General features: G+C 63.9%; 18 protein-coding genes. 11 read left to right on the top strand and 7 right to left on the bottom strand.

Features of this window, described 5'->3' with window-relative positions:
• The first annotated feature begins 78 nt into the window (after window positions 1-78).
• The 3 genes from GRI68_RS12830 (at window position 79) to GRI68_RS12820 (ending at window position 3057) form a co-directional block, all read left to right on the top strand.
• The gene (locus GRI68_RS12830; protein WP_160617640.1) at window positions 79-2031 is read left to right on the top strand and encodes a M61 family metallopeptidase; all 1953 of its coding nucleotides are present in this window, start codon (window positions 79-81) and stop codon (window positions 2029-2031) included.
• On the top strand, window positions 2031-2558 hold the full coding sequence (gene ppa / locus GRI68_RS12825) for an inorganic diphosphatase (RefSeq protein WP_160617639.1): 528 nt from the start codon (window positions 2031-2033) through the stop codon (window positions 2556-2558). Before GRI68_RS12830 ends, ppa begins: the two co-directional genes overlap by 1 nt.
• Before the next feature lie 235 nt (window positions 2559-2793).
• Window positions 2794-3057, top strand: a complete 264-nt coding sequence (locus GRI68_RS12820; protein ID WP_160617638.1) for a hypothetical protein — start codon at window positions 2794-2796, stop codon at window positions 3055-3057.
• Between the two features lie 43 nt (window positions 3058-3100).
• Here GRI68_RS12820 and GRI68_RS12815 read toward each other — a convergent pair whose 3' ends face one another.
• Together GRI68_RS12815 and GRI68_RS12810 are read right to left on the bottom strand one after the other, a co-directional pair.
• Complete coding sequence (locus tag GRI68_RS12815; protein ID WP_234028803.1) at window positions 3101-4462, bottom strand: mechanosensitive ion channel family protein; 1362 nt, start codon at window positions 4460-4462, stop codon at window positions 3101-3103.
• Window positions 4463-4494: 32 nt separating this feature from the next.
• Complete coding sequence (locus tag GRI68_RS12810; protein ID WP_160617637.1) at window positions 4495-4872, bottom strand: hypothetical protein; 378 nt, start codon at window positions 4870-4872, stop codon at window positions 4495-4497.
• 209 nt (window positions 4873-5081) lie between these two features.
• On the opposite strand from GRI68_RS12810, the gene lptB reads away from it, so the two are divergent.
• Together lptB and rpoN are read left to right on the top strand one after the other, a co-directional pair.
• Window positions 5082-5858, top strand: coding sequence for an LPS export ABC transporter ATP-binding protein (gene lptB, locus GRI68_RS12805; protein ID WP_160617636.1), 777 nt, complete (start codon window positions 5082-5084; stop codon window positions 5856-5858).
• A 7-nt stretch (window positions 5859-5865) separates the two neighbouring features.
• Complete coding sequence (gene rpoN / locus GRI68_RS12800) at window positions 5866-7311, top strand: RNA polymerase factor sigma-54 (protein WP_160617635.1); 1446 nt, start codon at window positions 5866-5868, stop codon at window positions 7309-7311.
• 3 nt (window positions 7312-7314) lie between these two features.
• On the opposite strand, the gene GRI68_RS13920 is transcribed toward rpoN, so the two are convergent.
• Together GRI68_RS13920 and GRI68_RS12795 are read right to left on the bottom strand one after the other, a co-directional pair.
• Window positions 7315-7443 (bottom strand): hypothetical protein, encoded by a 129-nt coding sequence (locus tag GRI68_RS13920; protein WP_267902108.1) that lies wholly within the window; start codon window positions 7441-7443, stop codon window positions 7315-7317.
• 136 nt (window positions 7444-7579) lie between these two features.
• A complete protein-coding gene (locus tag GRI68_RS12795) occupies window positions 7580-8188 on the bottom strand; it encodes an HNH endonuclease (protein ID WP_160617634.1) in 609 nt (202 codons plus the stop codon).
• 109 nt (window positions 8189-8297) lie between these two features.
• Here GRI68_RS12795 and gluQRS point away from each other — a divergent pair, with 109 nt between their 5' ends.
• From gluQRS to GRI68_RS12770, 5 genes are read left to right on the top strand one after another with little or no spacing between them, the layout of a single operon-like run.
• Window positions 8298-9167 (top strand): tRNA glutamyl-Q(34) synthetase GluQRS, encoded by an 870-nt coding sequence (gene gluQRS / locus GRI68_RS12790; RefSeq protein WP_160617633.1) that lies wholly within the window; start codon window positions 8298-8300, stop codon window positions 9165-9167.
• The gene (locus tag GRI68_RS12785) at window positions 9164-9391 is read left to right on the top strand and encodes an HIG1 domain-containing protein (protein ID WP_160617632.1); all 228 of its coding nucleotides are present in this window, start codon (window positions 9164-9166) and stop codon (window positions 9389-9391) included. The genes gluQRS and GRI68_RS12785 overlap by 4 nt, the downstream gene beginning before the upstream one ends.
• Window positions 9392-9411: 20 nt before the next feature.
• Entirely contained in the window at window positions 9412-9987 is a 576-nt protein-coding gene (locus tag GRI68_RS12780; RefSeq protein ID WP_160617631.1) for a cob(I)yrinic acid a,c-diamide adenosyltransferase, read from the top strand.
• A gap of 34 nt (window positions 9988-10021) precedes the next feature.
• Window positions 10022-10891 carry a 3-hydroxyacyl-CoA dehydrogenase NAD-binding domain-containing protein gene (locus GRI68_RS12775; RefSeq protein WP_160617630.1) on the top strand — a complete coding sequence of 290 codons (870 nt, stop codon included), beginning with the start codon at window positions 10022-10024 and terminating at the stop codon, window positions 10889-10891.
• Window positions 10892-10938: 47 nt separating this feature from the next.
• On the top strand, window positions 10939-11289 hold the full coding sequence (locus GRI68_RS12770) for a hypothetical protein (RefSeq protein ID WP_160617629.1): 351 nt from the start codon (window positions 10939-10941) through the stop codon (window positions 11287-11289).
• A 21-nt stretch (window positions 11290-11310) separates the two neighbouring features.
• Here the strand turns inward: GRI68_RS12770 and GRI68_RS12765 are convergent, their stop codons facing one another.
• Both GRI68_RS12765 and mutS read right to left on the bottom strand, forming a co-directional pair.
• Window positions 11311-11724, bottom strand: a complete 414-nt coding sequence (locus GRI68_RS12765; protein WP_160617628.1) for a YidH family protein — start codon at window positions 11722-11724, stop codon at window positions 11311-11313.
• Between the two features lie 46 nt (window positions 11725-11770).
• Complete coding sequence (mutS, locus tag GRI68_RS12760; RefSeq protein WP_456107183.1) at window positions 11771-14401, bottom strand: DNA mismatch repair protein MutS; 2631 nt, start codon at window positions 14399-14401, stop codon at window positions 11771-11773.
• A 116-nt stretch (window positions 14402-14517) separates the two neighbouring features.
• Here mutS and GRI68_RS12755 point away from each other — a divergent pair, with 116 nt between their 5' ends.
• Window positions 14518-16791 (top strand): NADP-dependent malic enzyme, encoded by a 2274-nt coding sequence (locus GRI68_RS12755; RefSeq protein ID WP_199799764.1) that lies wholly within the window; start codon window positions 14518-14520, stop codon window positions 16789-16791.
• Window positions 16792-16878: 87 nt separating this feature from the next.
• Here the strand turns inward: GRI68_RS12755 and GRI68_RS12750 are convergent, their stop codons facing one another.
• A complete protein-coding gene (locus GRI68_RS12750; RefSeq protein ID WP_160617627.1) occupies window positions 16879-17574 on the bottom strand; it encodes an SDR family NAD(P)-dependent oxidoreductase in 696 nt (231 codons plus the stop codon).
• Between the last annotated feature and the right edge of the window lies 1 nt (window position 17575).

The raw sequence follows: 17575 nt of genomic DNA, 5'->3' as shown, positions 1-17575 counted from the left end.
GGAGGGCAATGAAAGTCCGGCAACCAGAGGCGTGGCTAACCACTGGACCCTATCGGCGAAACCCGCCAAGGAAGCGCCATGCGTAAATCCTCATCCTTCATCGCCGCCCTCCTCCCCGCCCTCCTCCTTACAACCAGTCCCGCCATCGCGCAGGACGCAGCGACCGCCCAGCCAACAGCTGTTGCCCTCGACGATTCTACCCCGCTGCCGCGCGACGAAGCCTATCCGGGCACGATGACACTGCATGTCGATGCGACCGATGTGGGGCGGCGGATCTTCCGCGTTCAACAGACGATCCCGGTAACGGGTGCAGGGCCGATGACGCTCCTCTACCCCGAATGGCTGCCGGGCAAGCACTCTCCGCGCGGCGCCGTTTCGGAGCTTGCCGGACTGGTGATCCGCGCCAGTGGCGAAAAGCTGGAATGGGTGCGCGACCCGCTCGATGTCTATGCCTTCGCCGTCGACGTGCCGGCGGGCGTGTCGCAGCTCGACGTGGAATTCCAGTTCGTCTCGCCGCTCGAGGGGAATGAGGGCCGGATCGTCATCACGCCGGCGATGATGAATGTGCAGTGGGAACAGGTCTCGCTCTACCCGGCGGGCTATTACACCCGCCGCATCCCGGTGCAGCCGACGATCGACCTGCCCGCGGGATGGACCGGCGTGGCCGCGCTCGATGGCGGTACCACCGCCCGGAACGACGACGCCACCACGATCACCTATGGCGTCACCGATTATGAAACGCTGGTCGACAGCCCGATGTTCGCCGGTCCTTATTACAAGCGCTTCGATCTCGGTCAGGACGTGGCGCTCAACGTCTGGGCCGACGAGCCCAAATATCTCGAAGCCACGCCCGAACAGATCGAACAGCACCGCCGCCTGGTGGACGAAGCGATCGCGCTGTTCGGATCGAAACACTTCGATCGTTACGAATTCCTGCTTGGTTTGACCGACGAATTGGGCGGGATCGGGCTGGAGCACCATCGCAGCTCGGAGAATACAAGGGCCAGGGATTACTTCACCGATTACGAGAACAATGGCTGGGAACGCGGCCTGCTGCCGCACGAGATGACGCATAGCTGGAACGGCAAGTTCCGCCGTCCTGCTCTCCTCTGGACGCCCGACTACCGCACGCCGATGCAGGACAATCTGCTGTGGGTCTATGAAGGTCAGACCAGCTATTGGGATACGATCCTGGCGGTCCGTTCTGGCCTGCAATCGAAGGATCTTGCGCTCGGCAGCTGGGCGCGTTCGGCCGCCGGCTATGCGCTGGAGCCGGGTCGCGAATGGCGTTCGGTCGAGGACACGACCCACGATCCGATCATCGCCGCGCGCAAGGCCAAGCCGTTCGACAGCTGGCAGCGCTCGGAAGACTATTACGTCGAAGGATCGCTGGTCTGGCTCGAAGCCGACATGACCATCCGCGAGCTGACCGACGGGCGCAAATCGCTGAACGATTTCGCACGCGGCTTCTTCGGGATCGAGGATGGCGACTGGGGCACGGTAACCTACACGTTCGACGACGTGGTCGCGGCGCTCAACGCCGTCGCGCCCTATGACTGGGCCGGTTTCCTCACCACCCGCCTGCGCCGTTCAGGCCAGCCCGCGCCGGTCGCAGGGATCGAGAAGGGCGGCTACCAGATCGTCTACCGCGAAGAACCCAACGCGTATGAAAAGCAGGTCGAAGGCGCGAGCCAGAGCATCGATCTGCGCCACTCGCTCGGCATGGGCGTCGACGGAACCGGCGAGGTCTCGAACATCATCTGGAACGGGATCGCCTTCCGGAACGATATCGTCGACGGCTCGCGTATCGTCGCGGTCAACGGGCTCGAATATTCGCGCGACCGGATCAAGGACGCGATCACCGCCGCCAAGGACGCCGGAAAAATCACACTTTTGCTCGAGCGCGGCGGACGCTATCGGACCGTCGACATCGCCTATGACGGCGGTCTGAAATACCCCCATCTCGAAAAAACCCAGAGCGGCGAAACCTCCATCGACCGCCTCCTCGAACCTCTGACGGAAACGAAATAATGCGCATCGACAAGATCCCGACCGGCGACAATCCGCCCGAAAGCCTCAACGTCATCATCGAAGTGCCGACCGGCGGCGAACCCGTGAAGTACGAGTTCGACAAGGAATCGGGCGCGTTGTTCGTCGATCGCATCCTCCACACGCCGATGCGCTACCCCGCGAACTACGGCTTCGTGCCGCACACACTGTCGCCCGATGGCGACCCGCTCGACGCGCTGGTGATCGCACGAAGCCCCTTCATCGCGGGCTGCGTGGTGCGTGCGCGCCCCATCGGCGTGCTCAACCTCGAAGACGAGCATGGCGGCGACGAAAAGCTAATCTGCGTGCCGGTCGACACGACCTTCCCCTATTACTCGGACGTGGGCGAAACGAAGGACCTTCCCTCGATCATCTTCCAGCAGATCGAGCACTTCTTCACCCACTACAAGGATCTGGAAGCCGAAAAATGGGTCCGCGTCGGCGAATGGGGCGATGCCGCGGAAGCCAAGCGGATCGTGCTGGAAAGCATCGAGCGCGCCAAGCAATAATACCACATCAAACGATCCGATTCGCTGTAACAAAACATACAGCGGATCGATGATTGTTCGAAATGACGGGATGCGAATGCGTGGAGGAAACTTCACGGCAGCCGCATCCCGTTTCATTTCACGTCACGACAACTTCATGCCATTTTCTGGTCTATTCCGGTTCTATTCGACTCCTGCCGTCTTCAGCCTATGATTTCACCGGCTTCGAACGAAGTCGCAGCAGCAGGAGGATCAAATGTCGAAGAAGCTTATGCTTGCCGTGGCAGCCGCTGCCACATTGTTGGCCGCACCAAGTGCAATGGCCGATCCAAGCGACCCGCCCTATCCCACCGAACCCTACCTGATGATCGTGCGCTATTACGACACGACCAACTGGCTCCAGCCCCGGCAGCTGGCAGGCTGGGATATCACCTATTGCGATTTCACCACCGAATCCGCCCGCTATCCGGGACGGAACCTGATGGCAATCGAGATCGAAGAACGCTCCTGCCTGATCTAGGCTTGGCCTGATCGCTCACCCGCCGCCGGGTGAGCGATCGACCTCACTCGACCGGGCGCCCGTCATCGAGCAGGTCCTTGTCCGGCTCGGTGTCGGTGCGCCGTTCCTTTTCCACCAGTTCGGCAATCTCGTTTTGCGGAGTGACGTCCTCGTCTTCGGCGGTCGGCGCCGGTGTGGCTGGCTTTCGAGCGGCAGGCTGGGGCGCAGGTTTGCCCTCGCCAACCTGCGACATCGGCAGTGGATCAGTGCGCGAATCGAAGCGCAGACGGTAGATCGGCTCGGGGATCGCGAACCCGGCGTCCTCGACCGCCTTCTTGACCGCGCCGATCGCCCGGCTCTTGGCCTTGTGCCAGTCGGTATCGGACTGATCGACCCAAGCGAGGAAGGCGAGCAGGATGTTCGAATCGCCGACCTCGACCGTCCGTACCTCGGGAGCCGGATCGGCCAGCACGAAGGGAAGCGCCGCCAACGCCTCGCGCCCCACCCTCCGTGCGGCATCGGGATCGTCGTCAGCATCGATCCCGAGCTGGAATTCGAACCGCCGCTGCGGGTTGCGCGTGTAATTGACGATCACCGCCTTGAAGACCTGCCCGTTGGGAATGCGCAAATGGTTGCCCTCGAGCGTCATCAGCACCGTCGCACGACTGGTCAGCCGGATCACGCGGCCTTCGAGATCGTCGATCACCACATGGTCGTTGGCTCGGAAGGGCTGGCGCAGGCTGAGCATCAGCGAAGCAACGTAATTCTCGATCGTGTCGCGCATCGCGAAACCGAGCGCGATCCCGATCACGCCCGCTCCGCCCAGCACCGCGCCGAGCAAGGCGCCGGCACCGAGCATGTCGAGCGCGATCACCAGCCCGAGGATCACGAACACGAAGCGCAGCGCGGATGCGATCAGATCGGCGAGAAACGGATTGGGCGCGATCCGCCGCCACAAGCCGGTCAGCCCGGCCAGCAAATATCCGAACGCGGCGATCGCGATCGCCACCAGCAGCGCGACTCCCGCCAGCGGCGCCATCGCGCGCAGACCATCGAGCTTCGAGGCCAGCGAATCGATCGCCCCGCCGGCCTGATCGACCGACAGATCGCGCTCCAGCTGGTTCTCGATCGTCACCACGCCGGAGATGCGCGCCGCGATCTCCTCCGCGCGGGCCTTGTCCGCCTCGTCGGGCACGGTGCCCGAAAGGACGACGACGCCCTCGCTGACATCGATCAACACGTCTTCGAAAGCCGGCAGTTGGGCGAGGATGCCACGCAGGCGGCGAGCGATCGCCGCATCGTTCTCCGCGCCGGCCTCTGCATCGATTTCCTGCGTGGTGGCAGGCGTTGCAGCAGGGGTACTCTCGGTCGCGGAACCGGCACTCGGGACGAGCGCAGCCGCCGGCGCCGTCCACAGGGCGAGCAATCCGGCCAGTAATGTCAGGATATAGCGAATGGTCAGATCAGCGTGTCGAGCGCCTTGAAGACGCCTGCCAGAACCAGCGGCAAACCGATCGCGAGCACCCACAAACCGATCACCGACTTGCGATAGCGCGGTTCGTAAGCCGGGTCTGCCGCCTGCGCATCGTTCATTTTCATCCAGCACGATTCGTAAGCCTTACAGGCGGGAATGACGAGCGCGACGAGCACGGCCAGCGCCAGATAGGGCGCGATCGACGCGCCCGGCGCGGTCATGGCTTCGACGGTCACGAAGATCTGCAGGGCGGTGTAAACCAGCAGCGCGTAAGCGATATGATCGCTCATCTTCTTGCGCCAATCGAGCGGACGGCTCCGCTGTTGCTCGCCTTCATGCTCTTCGTGCAGCGCTTGCGCCATGTCGGTCTCTCCCCAGTGCCGAAGCGCGCAGTAAACCACCAACCGGGGCCGACCGCAACCACATTGCGACCGCAGCCGTGCGCATTTCTGCACGCATGGCCACGCGCCTGTCCCGGCGCGCCGTCTCGACGGGCCATGCACGAAGCCTGCCAAACGGTTTCGACGGGGGTGGAACAGCGCGCGCAGAATGCTATGGCACAGCGATGGAAATGCCTGCCACATCAGAAGACGTATCGCCTGCCAAGGCTGCCGAGCCGATCCCGCAAGGGGGGCTCGAAGTGGTCTCGATCGCCAAGAGCTACGACAAGAAGCAGGTCCTCTCGGACATCTCCCTGACCGTCGGCAAAGGCGAAGTGCTCGGCCTGCTCGGCCCCAATGGCGCGGGCAAGACGACCTGTTTCTATTCGGTGATGGGCCTCGTCAAACCCGATGCCGGGCGCATCCTGATGGACGGCATCGATGTGACGGGCCTGCCGATGTATCGCCGCGCGATCCTTGGTCTCGGTTACCTGCCGCAGGAAACCTCGATCTTTCGCGGGCTCACGGTCGAACAAAACATCGCCGCCGTGCTCGAGCTGGTCGAGCCCGACAAGGAAGTACGCGCCAGCGAGCTCGAACGCCTGCTCGACGAATTCGGCCTCACCCGCCTGCGCGAAAGCCCGGCCATGGCGCTCTCGGGCGGCGAACGCCGCCGCTGCGAAATCGCTCGCGCACTGGCGGCCAAGCCCTCGATCATGCTGCTCGACGAACCCTTCGCCGGGATCGACCCGCTCTCGATCAGCGACATTCGCGATCTCGTCGCCGATCTGAAGACCCGCGGGATCGGCGTGCTGATCACCGATCACAACGTGCGCGAAACGCTCGAAATTGTCGATCGCGCCTGCATCATCTATGGCGGACAGGTGCTGTTCGCCGGAAGCCCGGAAGAGCTCGTCGCCGACGAAAACGTGCGCCGCCTCTATCTCGGCGAGAACTTCGAGTTGTGACGTAACGATGTCTCTCGGGCCGCGCCTGGACCTTCGCCAGTCGCAATCGCTGGTGATGACGCCGCAGCTGCAGCAGGCGATCAAGCTGCTGGCGCTGTCCAATCTCGAAATCGAGACCTTCGTCGGCGATGCGCTGGAGAGCAATCCGCTGCTCGATGTCGGCGACCAGCGGCGCGAAGCCGATTCCGGCGAGGACGCGCCCGCCCCCGAAGAACACCATGCCGATGCGATGGATGGCGATAGCGGTGCGCTCGACATCGACGAGAGCGCGCTCGACCGCGATCACGATACCGGCGACTGGTCGGCAGCATCGGGCAGCGCGGCCGGTGCCGACGATCTGCCGGGCCTCGAAAACGAAAGCGGTGACGGGCCGACGCTGGCCGAACATCTCCACGCGCAAATCGGCCCGGTCGCAGCCGACGAGCGACAAGCCCTGCTCGCGCACGCGATCGTCGATGCGATCGACGAGGCTGGATACCTTTCGATCAAGCTGCGCGAAGTGGCGGAACTGCTCGGCGTCGGCGAAAGCGAGGCCGAACAGGCGCTGGAACTGGTGCAGACGCTCGATCCGACCGGGGTCGGGGCGCGCTCGCTGTCCGAATGCCTGGCGCTGCAGGCCAGGGAAGCCGATCGCTACGATCCGTGCATGGCGCGGTTGATCGATCACCTCGACTGGCTCGCGCGCGGCGATTTCACGCGGTTGCGCAAGCTCTGCAATGTCGATGAGGACGATTTCTCCGACATGCTGGCCGAATTGCGCCGCTACGACCCCAAACCCGGCCTGCAATATGGCGGCGGGGCGAGCGCGCCGGTGGTGCCCGACGTGCTGCTCGCGCCGAGCGACGAGGGTGGCTGGAAAATCCGCATCAATCGCGACACGCTGCCGCGCCTGGTGGTCAATCGCGACTATTTCCTCGAACTGAAACAGGATTGCTCGGACAAACATTCTCGCGGGTGGCTTTCGGAAAAGCTGGCCGATGCGAAATGGCTGATCAAGGCGCTCGACCAGCGCCAGAAGACGATCCTGAAGGTCGCGCGCGCCATCGTGAAAGCGCAGGACGGCTTTTTCCGCCGCGGCGTGTCCGAACTGAAGCCGCTGACCCTGCGCACGGTAGCCGAAGAGATCGAGATGCACGAAAGCACGGTCAGCCGCGTGACCTCGAACAAATACCTCCATTGCCCACGCGGAACGTTCGAACTCAAGTATTTCTTCTCCAGCGGGGTGTCGTCATCGGACGGCGAAGGCGCCAGCGCCGAGGCGGTCAAGGCCGCGATCAGGGGGCTGACCGATGCCGAGGACCCGAAGAAGATCCTCTCCGACGATGCGCTGGTGGCGCTGCTGAAAGAGCGCGGCTTCGATGTCGCGCGCCGCACGGTCGCGAAATATCGCGAGGCCGCGGGGATCGGCAGCTCGGTGCAGCGGCGCCGCGCGAAGAAACTGGCGGGTCGATAGCGCTCAGGGCTTGTTGTCGATGTGCTCGCGCGTCGCGAGCTCCTGTTTGAGCTGGCCGTAAGCCGTTCGCCAAGCTTCCTGTTCCTTGAACAGAATCTTGCCATCGACAGACTGAATCTCGGCGTCGGTCAAATCGGAATGCTCCCGACCGTCCTCTCACCAGCGCAGTCTTTTCAGCCGTGCGAGAAGTGCCCCTGTCGGCAGCTGCGCCAGTTCTTCCTTGGATATGACAGGCTGGGCGCGCGCGAGCCCGCTTCCCTTCTTCACCTCACGCCTCCAGTTCGATGTCCCAGTAGAGCCAGTCGCGCCAGGTTTCATGGAGGTAGTTGGGCGGGAACATCTTGCCGTGCTGTTGCAACTGCCAGTGTGTCGGCCGGATCGGCTCGGCATAGAGCTGCATGCCCGCCTGCTTGGGCGTGCGGCCGCCCTTCTTCATGTTGCACGGCGCGCAGGCGGTGGCGATGTTCTCCCACGTGGTCTTGCCGCCGAGCCGGCGCGGGACGACGTGGTCGAAGGTCAGATTGTGCATGCTGCCGCAGAACTGGCAGGCGAAGCGATCGCGCAGGAACAGGTTGAAACGGGTGAAGGCCGGAAATTCGGACGGCTTCACATATTGCTTCAACGCAATCACGCTCGGGATCTGCATGTCAAGATTGGGCGAATGGACCTCGCGGTCGTAGCTCGCGATCACGTCCACCCGATCGAGGAAGATCGCCTTGATTGCGGTCTGCCACGGCCACAGGCTGAGCGGGTAATAGGAAAGCGGGGTGTAGTCGGCATTGAGGACGAGGGCCGGACAGCTCTCCAGCTTCCGGCAGGGATCCTCGTCCGCACTGCGAAAGCGCGCTGCCCGTTCCAGAAGTTCGGCCTTGAACACGTGCTGCGCCCTCCCCGATCAATTGCGAAGTGAGCAAAAGCGAAAAATTGCGTCAAGTCCATGACAATCGCCGAGTCGCGCTATCCACAGTCATGGCTATAAGAGAGATATGACCACGGTCACCCGCTTCGCCCCCAGCCCCAACGGCCCTTTGCATCTGGGCCACGCCTATGCCGCGCTGGTCGCCCACGATCTCGCGCACGAACGGGACGGGGAATTCCTGATCCGGGTGGAGGACATCGATGGCGAACGCAGCCGCGACGAATGGATCGAGGAGCACCTCGCCGATCTCGCCTGGCTGGGAATCGAAAGCGACCGCCCGGTGGTGCGACAGTCCGAACGGCTCGAAAGCTACGACGCGGCGCTCGACCGGCTCAAGGCCGACGGACTGCTCTATCCGTGCCGCTGCACCCGCGCCGAGATTTCAGCCGCGATGCGCGCGGACGGACCCGAAGGGCCGGTCTATCCGGGCACCTGCAAGAAACACAGGGGTGACATTCCCGACGATCGCCCCTGGGCATGGCGGCTCGACATGGAGCAAGCGACCGCGCGCACAGGTGCGCTGTTCTGGGAAGACGAGATCGCGGGGATCATCGATGCACGGCCCGAACGGTTCGGCGACGTGATCCTTGCGCGCAAGGACGCACCAGCTTCGTACCATCTTGCCGCCACGCTGGACGATGCGGCGCAGGGCGTTACGCTGGTGACGCGCGGTGCCGACCTGTTCGAGGCGACCGACATTCACCGCCTGCTGATCGCGCTGCTCGACCTGCCGGTGCCGCACTGGCACCATCACGGCCTGCTGGTCGAAGAGGACGGCCGAAAGCTCGCAAAACGCCGCGGTTCTGGCGAGGACGGGGCGGGTCTTTCCGACCGCCGTCGCGCCGGAGAGGATGGCATCGCCCTCGCCGATGCGCTGCGGGCACAGCGTTTCCCCGCTGGCATTACGCTGTCGCAATCCCTATCTGGATCGGCATGAACACTTTTCTCATCTTCCTCCTCGTTGTGTTTGTCGGTTTCGTCGTCTTCAGCCTCGTGCGCGGGGTGGTCGCGTTTCTCCAGACAACCAAGCTCGACCTTGAAAGCGATGGAGACCACGTGGCCCGGATGCAGAAGCGCCAGAACGAAATGATGTTCGCACGCATCAAGTGGCAGGCGCTCGCCGTGGTGGTGGTCGCGGTCCTGCTGATGCTGAACAACTGATCGCGCGAGGACGCGCGGCCATGGTCAAGCTCAACAAGATCTACACCAGGACAGGCGATGACGGGACGACGGGTCTGGTCGACGGTTCGCGATGCCCGAAAAGCTCGCTGCGGATCGCGGCAATCGGGTCGGTCGACGAAGCCAACAGCGCGATCGGGCTTGCCGTCTGCGCCGTCGGAAGCGAGGCCGCGACCGATCTGACCCGGATCCAGAACGACCTGTTCGATTGCGGCGCCGATCTCGCCACGCCGGCAGCGGAGGACGACGATTTCGCACCCGGCGAAATGGTGCTGCGGATCGTCCCCGCACAGGTCGAATGGCTCGAACGTGCGATCGACGCGCTCAACGATACGCTTGACCCGCTGACCAGCTTTATCCTCCCGGGCGGAAGCGAGGCTGCGGGGCGCATCCACCTGGCCCGTGCGATCACCCGCCGTGCCGAGCGCGACGTCGCCGCGCTGGCAGCAGAGGATCGCCTCAATCCGGCTGCGCTCCAATATATGAACCGCCTGTCGGACTATCTCTTCACTCTCGCCCGCGCGATCAACGCCGGCGGCCCAGGCGATGTGCTGTGGGTCCCGGGCGCGAACCGCTGAGCGGCGATTAAGACCACTTCAAAGGACTATCTACATGACGACCATCGCGGTTATCGGCGCGGGCCAGATGGGCACCGGCATAGCCCAGACGGTTGCCCAGAACGGCATGAAGGTGCTGCTGGCTGATATCGATCGGGAGCATGCCGAAGCAGGCAAGGCGAAGATTGACGCGGCGCTCGCCAAGCAGGTCGGTCGCGGCAAGATCGAAGCTGCCGATGCAGACGCCGCGCTGGTCCGGATCGAGCCGGTCGCCGATTATAGCCCGATGAGCGAGGCGAGCTTCATCATCGAGGCGGCGACCGAGCGCGAAGAAATCAAGGCCAAGATATTCGAACAAGCCAGCAAGGTTCTGGCCGACGATGCGATCCTGGCCTCGAACACCAGTTCGATCCCGATCACGCGCATGGCCAATCATTCGCCCGACCCGAAGCGCTTCATCGGGCTGCATTTCTTCAATCCGGTGCCCGTCATGGGCCTGATCGAAGTAATCCCCGGCCTCGCCACCGCGCAGGAGACGACCGATCGGACGATCGCCTTCGCCGAAGGCCTGGGCAAGGAAGTGGTGCTGTCGCAGGACGAGCCCGGCTTCGTCGTCAACCGCATTCTGCTGCCGATGATCAACGAGGCGATCTTCGTCCTCGGCCAGTCGACCGCCAATATCGCCGATATCGACAAGGGTTGCCGCCTCGGTCTCAACCATCCGATGGGCCCGCTCGAACTCGCCGATTTCGTCGGTCTCGATACCTGCTTCGAGATCATCAAGGTGCTTTACGACACCACTGGAGACAGCAAGTACCGCCCTGCCCCGCTGCTGGTGAAATATGTCGAAGCGGGTTGGCTCGGGCGCAAAGCGGGTCGCGGATTCTACGATTACAGCGGCGAGAGCCCGGTGCCCACGCGCTAGGGAACGCGCGCCATGGTCTGCCCGTTACTCCTGCAAAGGAGAACACCATGACCGACAAGACCACCGACAAGCCCGAGAGCCAGGAACAGCGCCAGGCCGAACTTGCTCCCGAAACCCATAATGACGAGCAGGACGATCACCTGAGCCAGGCGCAGGAAGTAAGCGAAGACGCGCAGGCGCGCGGTACCGGCGTCGACAGCGCTCCCACCGAAAGCGAGAAGGGCCCGAACAAATCCGGTCTGATGGGCGATTCGACGCAGGACACGATCGACCACATGCGCGACATGGAAAGCTCGGGCCGGATCGACAACAGCGCCTACACCGGCGAGCCCAATCATGACGACAATGTCGACAAGTACGGCAAAGCCCGCAAGCCGGGCGACATTCCGCAGAAGTAAACTCGACAGCCCGTATCGGGCTTAGGCTCCGATCGATCCGTCGTTGAGGATCCAGAAGCCCGCGATCAAGACGACCGCTCCGGCAACGACCGACCATGCCATCCAGCGTATGTTCGGCGTGTCGGGGCGGTCGATTTCATGTGGGTCGAGGCGCGAGAACGTTCGGCACGCGCGCCGCTCTGCCGTGAAGGCGATGATCGCGCCCATGACCACGAACATCGTCGCGATCGCCTTGGCCAGCCAGGGCGGATCGAACTGGCCGAACACGGCGCGAAACGCGAGGCCGATACCGATCGCGGCAAATGCGGTGCGCATCCAACCGGCAAATGTCCGCTCGGTCGCCTGGATCGTGCGGTCCTCGGCCAGATCGGTGCGGAACTCCGCCCAATGGGTGCTCTTGTCGTCGCCGTCGACCGGGGGATCGTCCTGTGCCATGGACAACGATGCTAGCGCACGCGCGTGGAAAGGCAATTAGCGTAGGTTAGTCCTCACCCACCTCGCGCTTCAATTCATAAAGCTTTTCCAATGCATCGCGAGGGCTCAGTGCATCGATATCGAGCGCGCGCAGGCTTTCGCGCAAGGTATCGCACTGCTCTTCCTCGGCCTCCGCCGCCGCGGCGAAGAGCGGCAGATCGCCCAGACCTGCGGCAATTCCGCCGGTTTCGGCACGGCCCTTCTCGAGCTTGTCAAGCACCGCGCGCGCACGTTTGACCACCGGAGCCGGAACACCGGCGAGCTTGGCGACGGCGAGCCCGTAGGACCGATCGGCCGAGCCTTCGGCGACTTCGTGGAGCAGAACGAGGTCGCCCTTCCATTCGCGTGCGCGGACGTAATGCAGGGAAAGCGCGTCGCAGCGATCCGCCATCAGCGAGAGCTCGTGATAATGCGTGGCGAACAGGCAGCGACAGCGGATCGTGTCATGAACCGCCTCCACCACCGCCCAGGCGAGCGCGAGCCCGTCATAAGTCGAAGTGCCGCGCCCGACTTCGTCGAGGATTACGAAACTGCGTTCGGTGGCCTGCGACAGGATCGCGGCGGTTTCGACCATCTCAACCATGAAGGTTGAGCGCCCGCGCGCCAGATTGTCAGCCGCGCCGACCCGGCTGAACAGTCGATCGACCAGCCCGATCTTCGCCGCATCGGCTGGCACGAAAGATCCGGCCTGCGCGAGCAGCACGATCAGCGCGTTCTGGCGCAGGAAGGTCGATTTACCGCCCATGTTCGGGCCGCCGACCAGCCACAGCCGATCGTCGTGGGCGAGCCCGCAATCATTTGCCACGAAGCGCTCCCCGCTTGCCGACAGCGCGGCTTCGACTACCGGGTGCCGCCCGCCCTCGATCGCGAGGCTGGGCGCATCGACGATTTCAGGGCGCGCCCAGCCGCCTTCGGCCGCCCGTTCGGCTGCGCCTGCGGCAACATCGATCCGGGCGAGCGCAGCGGCAGTGCGAGCGATGGCCTCGCGTGATGCGATCGCCTCGCCCACCAGTTCCTCGAAATGCGCTTCCTCGGCTGCCAGCGCGTGCGCGCCCGCTTCAGCGATCCGGCTCGCTTCCTCGTGAAGGCCGAGCGAATTGAACCGCACTGCATTGGCGAGTGTCTGCCGATGGGTGAACCCGCTATCGGGTGCCATCAGCGCATCGCCGTGCTTGGCGGGCACTTCGATGAAATAGCCGAGCACGCCGTTGTGCTTGATCTTGAGCGAGCCGATCCCGGTTTCGTCGCGATATTTGGCTTCGAGCGCGGCGATCGCACGGCGGGCATTGCCCGAGGTCTGGCGCAGATCGTCTAGGGCATGGTCGTAGCCTTCGGCGATGAAACCGCCTTTGGCCCGCTCTGTCGGCGGCGACGGGACGAGCGCGCGACCGAACAGATCGACCAGCGCGCCATGGCCGGCGAGATCGGGGAGCAACGCATCTAGCAGTGCGGGACGATCGTTTTCTGCGCCCAGCCGGTCATGAACCCTCCGCGCCATATCGAGCCCGTCGCGCAATTGCCCGAGATCACGCGGACTGCCGCGCCCGGCGACCACCCGCCCCAGCGCGCGCCCGACATCGGGCAGCGATTTGAGTGCGGTCCGCAATTCCTCGCGCAGCAGCGGCGCCGCATGGAGCCATCCGACCAGCGCTAGCCGCTCGCCGATCGCCGTGCGATTTGTCAACGGCGCGGCCAGATCCTCGGCCAGTTGACGCGCGCCCGCGCCGGTTACGCAGCGATCGATCACCGCGATCAGGCTGCCCTTGCGACCACCGCCATGTGCTTCGAGGATTTCGAGGCTCGCTCGAGTTGCGGCATCCATCGCCAGCGCGCCGGCACCGTCGCGCACGACCGGCGGCAGCAATAGCGGCAAAGCGCCGCGCCCGACATGGTCCAGATAGGCGATCAGCCCGCCCGCTGCGGCAAGCATGGCACGGGTGAAGTGACCGAAGCCGTCGAGCGTGGCGACGCCGTGAATGGTGCGCAGCCGCTTCGCCCCGGCTTCGCTGGCGAATTCGCGGCCATCCCGATGGATCGCATCGTCGAGTGGAAACGCCGCGTCTTCGGGCGCGATCACTTCGCTCGCACCGATCCGCGCGAGCACCGCGCCGAGCGCGCCTTCCTCGCATTCCTCAAGCTCCATCCGACCGGTCGAGATATCGACTGCGGCAATACCGACGCTGCCCCGCACCGGTGCGATCGCGGCGAGCATGTTCGCCCGGCGCGGTTCGAGCAGCGCTTCCTCGGTCAGCGTTCCCGCGGTGACGAAGCGAACGATGTCGCGCGCCACCAATGCCTTGGATACCGGCGATCCCTCGCGCTTCGCCCGAGCCTTGGCTTCGTCGGGGGTTTCGGTCTGCTCGGCGATTGCGACACGACACCCGCCCTTGATCAACCGCGCGAGATAGCTCTCCGCCGCGTGAACCGGCACCCCGCACATCGGCACGGGCTCTCCGCCATGCTCGCCGCGCGTCGTCAGCGCGATGTCGAGCACACCGGCGGCCGTTTTTGCATCGTCGAAGAACAGCTCGAAGAAATCGCCCATGCGATAGAACAGCAGGCAATCGCCCGCCTGCTCCTTCAGCGCGAGATATTGCGCCATCATGGGCGTGGGAGCGGGTGAAGCATTCTTGGCCATCGAGCGCGCGACGCTAGCGATGGCGCGGGCGATTCGCCAAACCTGAAACCGCGCTATCCCCTATCGCCGTAGCGTCGTCACTGTTAGGGGGCAGAGATCGATTGGAGACCCTTACATTGGCCGACAGCATTTCCGATAAAGAAACCGACGATTTCACGCGCCGCGAGGCGCTGTTCTACCACTCGGCCGGACGTCCCGGCAAAATCGAGGTGGTCGCAACCAAACCGATGACCACGCAGCGTGACCTCGCGCTGGCCTATTCGCCCGGCGTGGCTGCCCCGGTCGAGGCGATTGCAGAAAATCCCTCCTGCGCCAGCGATTACACCGCGCGCAGCAATCTCGTCGCCGTGATCTCCAACGGCACGGCAATCCTCGGCCTCGGCAATCTCGGCGCGCTCGCGTCCAAGCCAGTGATGGAAGGCAAGGCCGTCCTCTTCAAACGCTTCGCCGATGTCGATGCGATCGACCTCGAACTCGACACCGAAGACCCGCAAAGGATCATCGATGCCGTCTCGTTGCTTGAACCCAGCTTCGGCGGGATCAATCTCGAAGACATCGCCGCACCCGAGTGCTTTATCATCGAGCAGGCACTGCGCGAAAAGATGAACATCCCGGTGATGCATGACGATCAGCATGGCACCGCGATCATCGCCGCTGCGGGGCTGATCAATGCCTGCCTGCTGACCAACCGCAAGCTCGAAGACGTCAAGATGGTCGTCAACGGCGCGGGCGCCTCGGCGATCGCCTGCACCGCGCTGATCAAGGCGATGGGCGTGCGGCACGAAAACGTGATCATGTGCGACCGCTCGGGCCCGATCTATCCCGGTCGCGACGATGTCGACCAGTGGAAGAGCGCGCATGCGGTGGAGACCGAGGCCCGCTCGCTCCACGAAGCGTTGAAGGGTGCGGACATCTTCCTCGGCCTGTCGGCCGCCGGTGCGCTGAAGCCCGAATGGGTCGCCGAGATGAAGGACCAGCCGATCATCTTCGCAATGGCCAACCCGGTGCCCGAGATCATGCCCGAAGACGCCAAGGCGGTGCGGCCCGATGCGATCATCGCGACCGGGCGTTCGGACTATCCGAACCAGGTCAACAATGTGCTCGGCTTCCCCTTCATCTTCCGCGGCGCGCTCGACGTGCGGGCAACCGCGATCAACGAGGAAATGAAGATCGCCGCCGCCAATGCGATCGCCGAGCTGGCGCGCGAGCGCGTGCCCGAGGAAGTCGCCGCCGCCTATGGCAAGCACCAGCAGTTCGGCAACGATTACATAATACCCGCCCCATTCGATCCCCGCCTGCTCGAAGTGGTATCGACCGCCGTCGCCAAGGCTGCGATGGACAGTGGCGTCGCGTGCAAGCCGATCGAGGATTTCGACGCCTATCGCGTGTTCCTCAAAGGTCGCCTCAACCCGACCACCGCCGTCCTCACCCGCGTCTACGAAGACGCGAAGAAGGATCCCAAGCGCGTGGTCTTCGCCGAGGCAGAGGAAGAAGTGGTGCTGCGCGCCGCGATCCAATTGCGCGATTTCGGCTATGGCCACCCGGTGCTGGTGGGACGCACGGAAAAGGTACGCGAAGCGCTCGAACGTCTGGCGGTCGACGACATCGACAGCTTCGAGATCGAGAATTCCGCCGACAGCGAACACATCCCGGCGATGGTCGATTACCTTTACGAACGGCTCCAGCGTCGCGGCTATACCGAGCGCGACGTGCGCCGCATGGTCAACCAGGAGCGCAACGTGTTTGCCGCGCTGCTGGTCGCGCTGGGCCATGGCGATGCGGTGATCTCTGGTTTGACGCGGACGTTCTCGCAGACCGCGCGCGAGATCAATCGCGTGCTCGATCCAAAGGCCGGCGAAATCCCGTTCGGCATCCACATGATGATCGGCCAGAACCACACGACTTTCCTCGCCGATACCACGATCAACGAGCGGCCTTCGTCGGCCGACCTCGCGCATATCGCCAAGGAAACCGCGCGGGTCGCGCGCCGCATGGGCCACGAACCGCGGGTTGCATTCCTGTCCTATTCGACCTTCGGCAATCCCGAAGGCCAGTGGCTCGAGAACATCCGTAATGCCGTCCACATCCTCGACGATGAAGGCGTGGACTTCGAATATGAAGGCGAAATGGCGCCTGATGCCGCGCTCAACGAAAAGGTGATGGAACTCTATCCGTTCAGCCGCCTCTCGGGCCCGGCCAATGTCCTGATCATGCCCGGCCTGCAGTCGGCCAACCTTTCGGCCAAGCTGCTGCGCGAACTGGCTGGCAATGCCACGATCGGCCCGATGATGGTCGGTATGGAAAAGCCGGTCCAGATCGCACCCATGACGGCCACCGCGCCCGATGTGCTGACGCTGGCCGTGCTGGCGAGTGCGGGCGTGGTCGGCTGATCGCCGCCTAGCGCGCCTCGTTCCGATCGCTTCGCGCGACCTTGAGGGTTCACTCCCCACGTCGCGCGAAGCTGACGGGCAAGGCCCTCAGAAAGGGATTTCTTCTCCGCTGTAGTCGACGAAACGATAGCCACACTGCCCGCTGGCTTCGATCACATCGGCCATGCCGGTAACGCTTTCTTCGACCGTCAGCTTGGCATTGGGGCCGCCCATATCGGTCTTCACCCAGCCGGGGTGGAGAGAGAGCACTTCGATATCGCGCGAGCCTGCATCCTGCTCCGCCACGCCCTTCGCCAGCATGTTCTGCGCGGCCTTGCTGGTGCGATAGAGTTCGTAGCCACCCGAACTGTCCGCGATCGAGCCCATCAGCGACGACATGAAGGCCAGCGTCCCGCCATCCTTCAGCTTGGGCAACAGCTTTTTGCCGAGATGGATCGGGCCATAGGCATTGGTCATCATCACATGCGCGACCTCGTCCGCCGTGGCTTCGACGCTCGACTGGTGTTTCGCGCCGCTGATTCCGGCATTGACGATCACGGCATCGACGCTGCCGTCGTCCAATCGCCCGCAGACATTGTCGAACGTTGTAGGATCGGTGACGTCGACCATGGCGATTTCGATGGCTTCCTGCTCGTCCGCGAGCGCGTGGAGGTCGTCGCCTTCACTGCGTTCGGTCGCCAGCACGCTCCAGCCTCGCTCCGCGAATTCCTTCGCAAGGCCGAGGCCCAAGCCGCGCGAAGCGCCGATGATGGCGATCGTCTTGGGCTGATTACGTTTGGGCATA

Origin of the sequence: Alteriqipengyuania halimionae (genome assembly GCF_009827575.1) — a bacterium.
In the GTDB taxonomy this organism is placed as follows: Bacteria; Pseudomonadota; Alphaproteobacteria; order Sphingomonadales; family Sphingomonadaceae; genus Alteriqipengyuania_A; species Alteriqipengyuania_A halimionae.
Note: the sequence above shows the minus strand (reverse complement) of the source record. Positions and strands in the feature narration are given on the sequence as shown.

Excerpts from the sequence above, each read along its gene's own strand:
- GRI68_RS12830 (WP_160617640.1), top strand. The coding sequence starts at position 79 with ATGCGTAAATCCTCATCCTTCATCGCCGCCCTCCTCCCCGCCCTCCTC.
- ppa (WP_160617639.1), top strand. The coding sequence starts at position 2,031 with ATGCGCATCGACAAGATCCCGACCGGCGACAATCCGCCCGAAAGCCTC.
- GRI68_RS12820 (WP_160617638.1), top strand. The coding sequence starts at position 2,794 with ATGTCGAAGAAGCTTATGCTTGCCGTGGCAGCCGCTGCCACATTGTTG.
- GRI68_RS12810 (WP_160617637.1), bottom strand. The coding sequence starts at position 4,872 with ATGGCGCAAGCGCTGCACGAAGAGCATGAAGGCGAGCAACAGCGGAGC.
- lptB (WP_160617636.1), top strand. The coding sequence starts at position 5,082 with ATGCCTGCCACATCAGAAGACGTATCGCCTGCCAAGGCTGCCGAGCCG.
- rpoN (WP_160617635.1), top strand. The coding sequence starts at position 5,866 with ATGTCTCTCGGGCCGCGCCTGGACCTTCGCCAGTCGCAATCGCTGGTG.
- gluQRS (WP_160617633.1), top strand. The coding sequence starts at position 8,298 with ATGACCACGGTCACCCGCTTCGCCCCCAGCCCCAACGGCCCTTTGCAT.
- GRI68_RS12785 (WP_160617632.1), top strand. The coding sequence starts at position 9,164 with ATGAACACTTTTCTCATCTTCCTCCTCGTTGTGTTTGTCGGTTTCGTC.
- GRI68_RS12780 (WP_160617631.1), top strand. The coding sequence starts at position 9,412 with ATGGTCAAGCTCAACAAGATCTACACCAGGACAGGCGATGACGGGACG.
- GRI68_RS12775 (WP_160617630.1), top strand. The coding sequence starts at position 10,022 with ATGACGACCATCGCGGTTATCGGCGCGGGCCAGATGGGCACCGGCATA.
- GRI68_RS12770 (WP_160617629.1), top strand. The coding sequence starts at position 10,939 with ATGACCGACAAGACCACCGACAAGCCCGAGAGCCAGGAACAGCGCCAG.
- GRI68_RS12765 (WP_160617628.1), bottom strand. The coding sequence starts at position 11,724 with ATGGCACAGGACGATCCCCCGGTCGACGGCGACGACAAGAGCACCCAT.
- mutS (WP_456107183.1), bottom strand. The coding sequence starts at position 14,401 with ATGGCCAAGAATGCTTCACCCGCTCCCACGCCCATGATGGCGCAATAT.
- GRI68_RS12750 (WP_160617627.1), bottom strand. The coding sequence starts at position 17,574 with ATGCCCAAACGTAATCAGCCCAAGACGATCGCCATCATCGGCGCTTCG.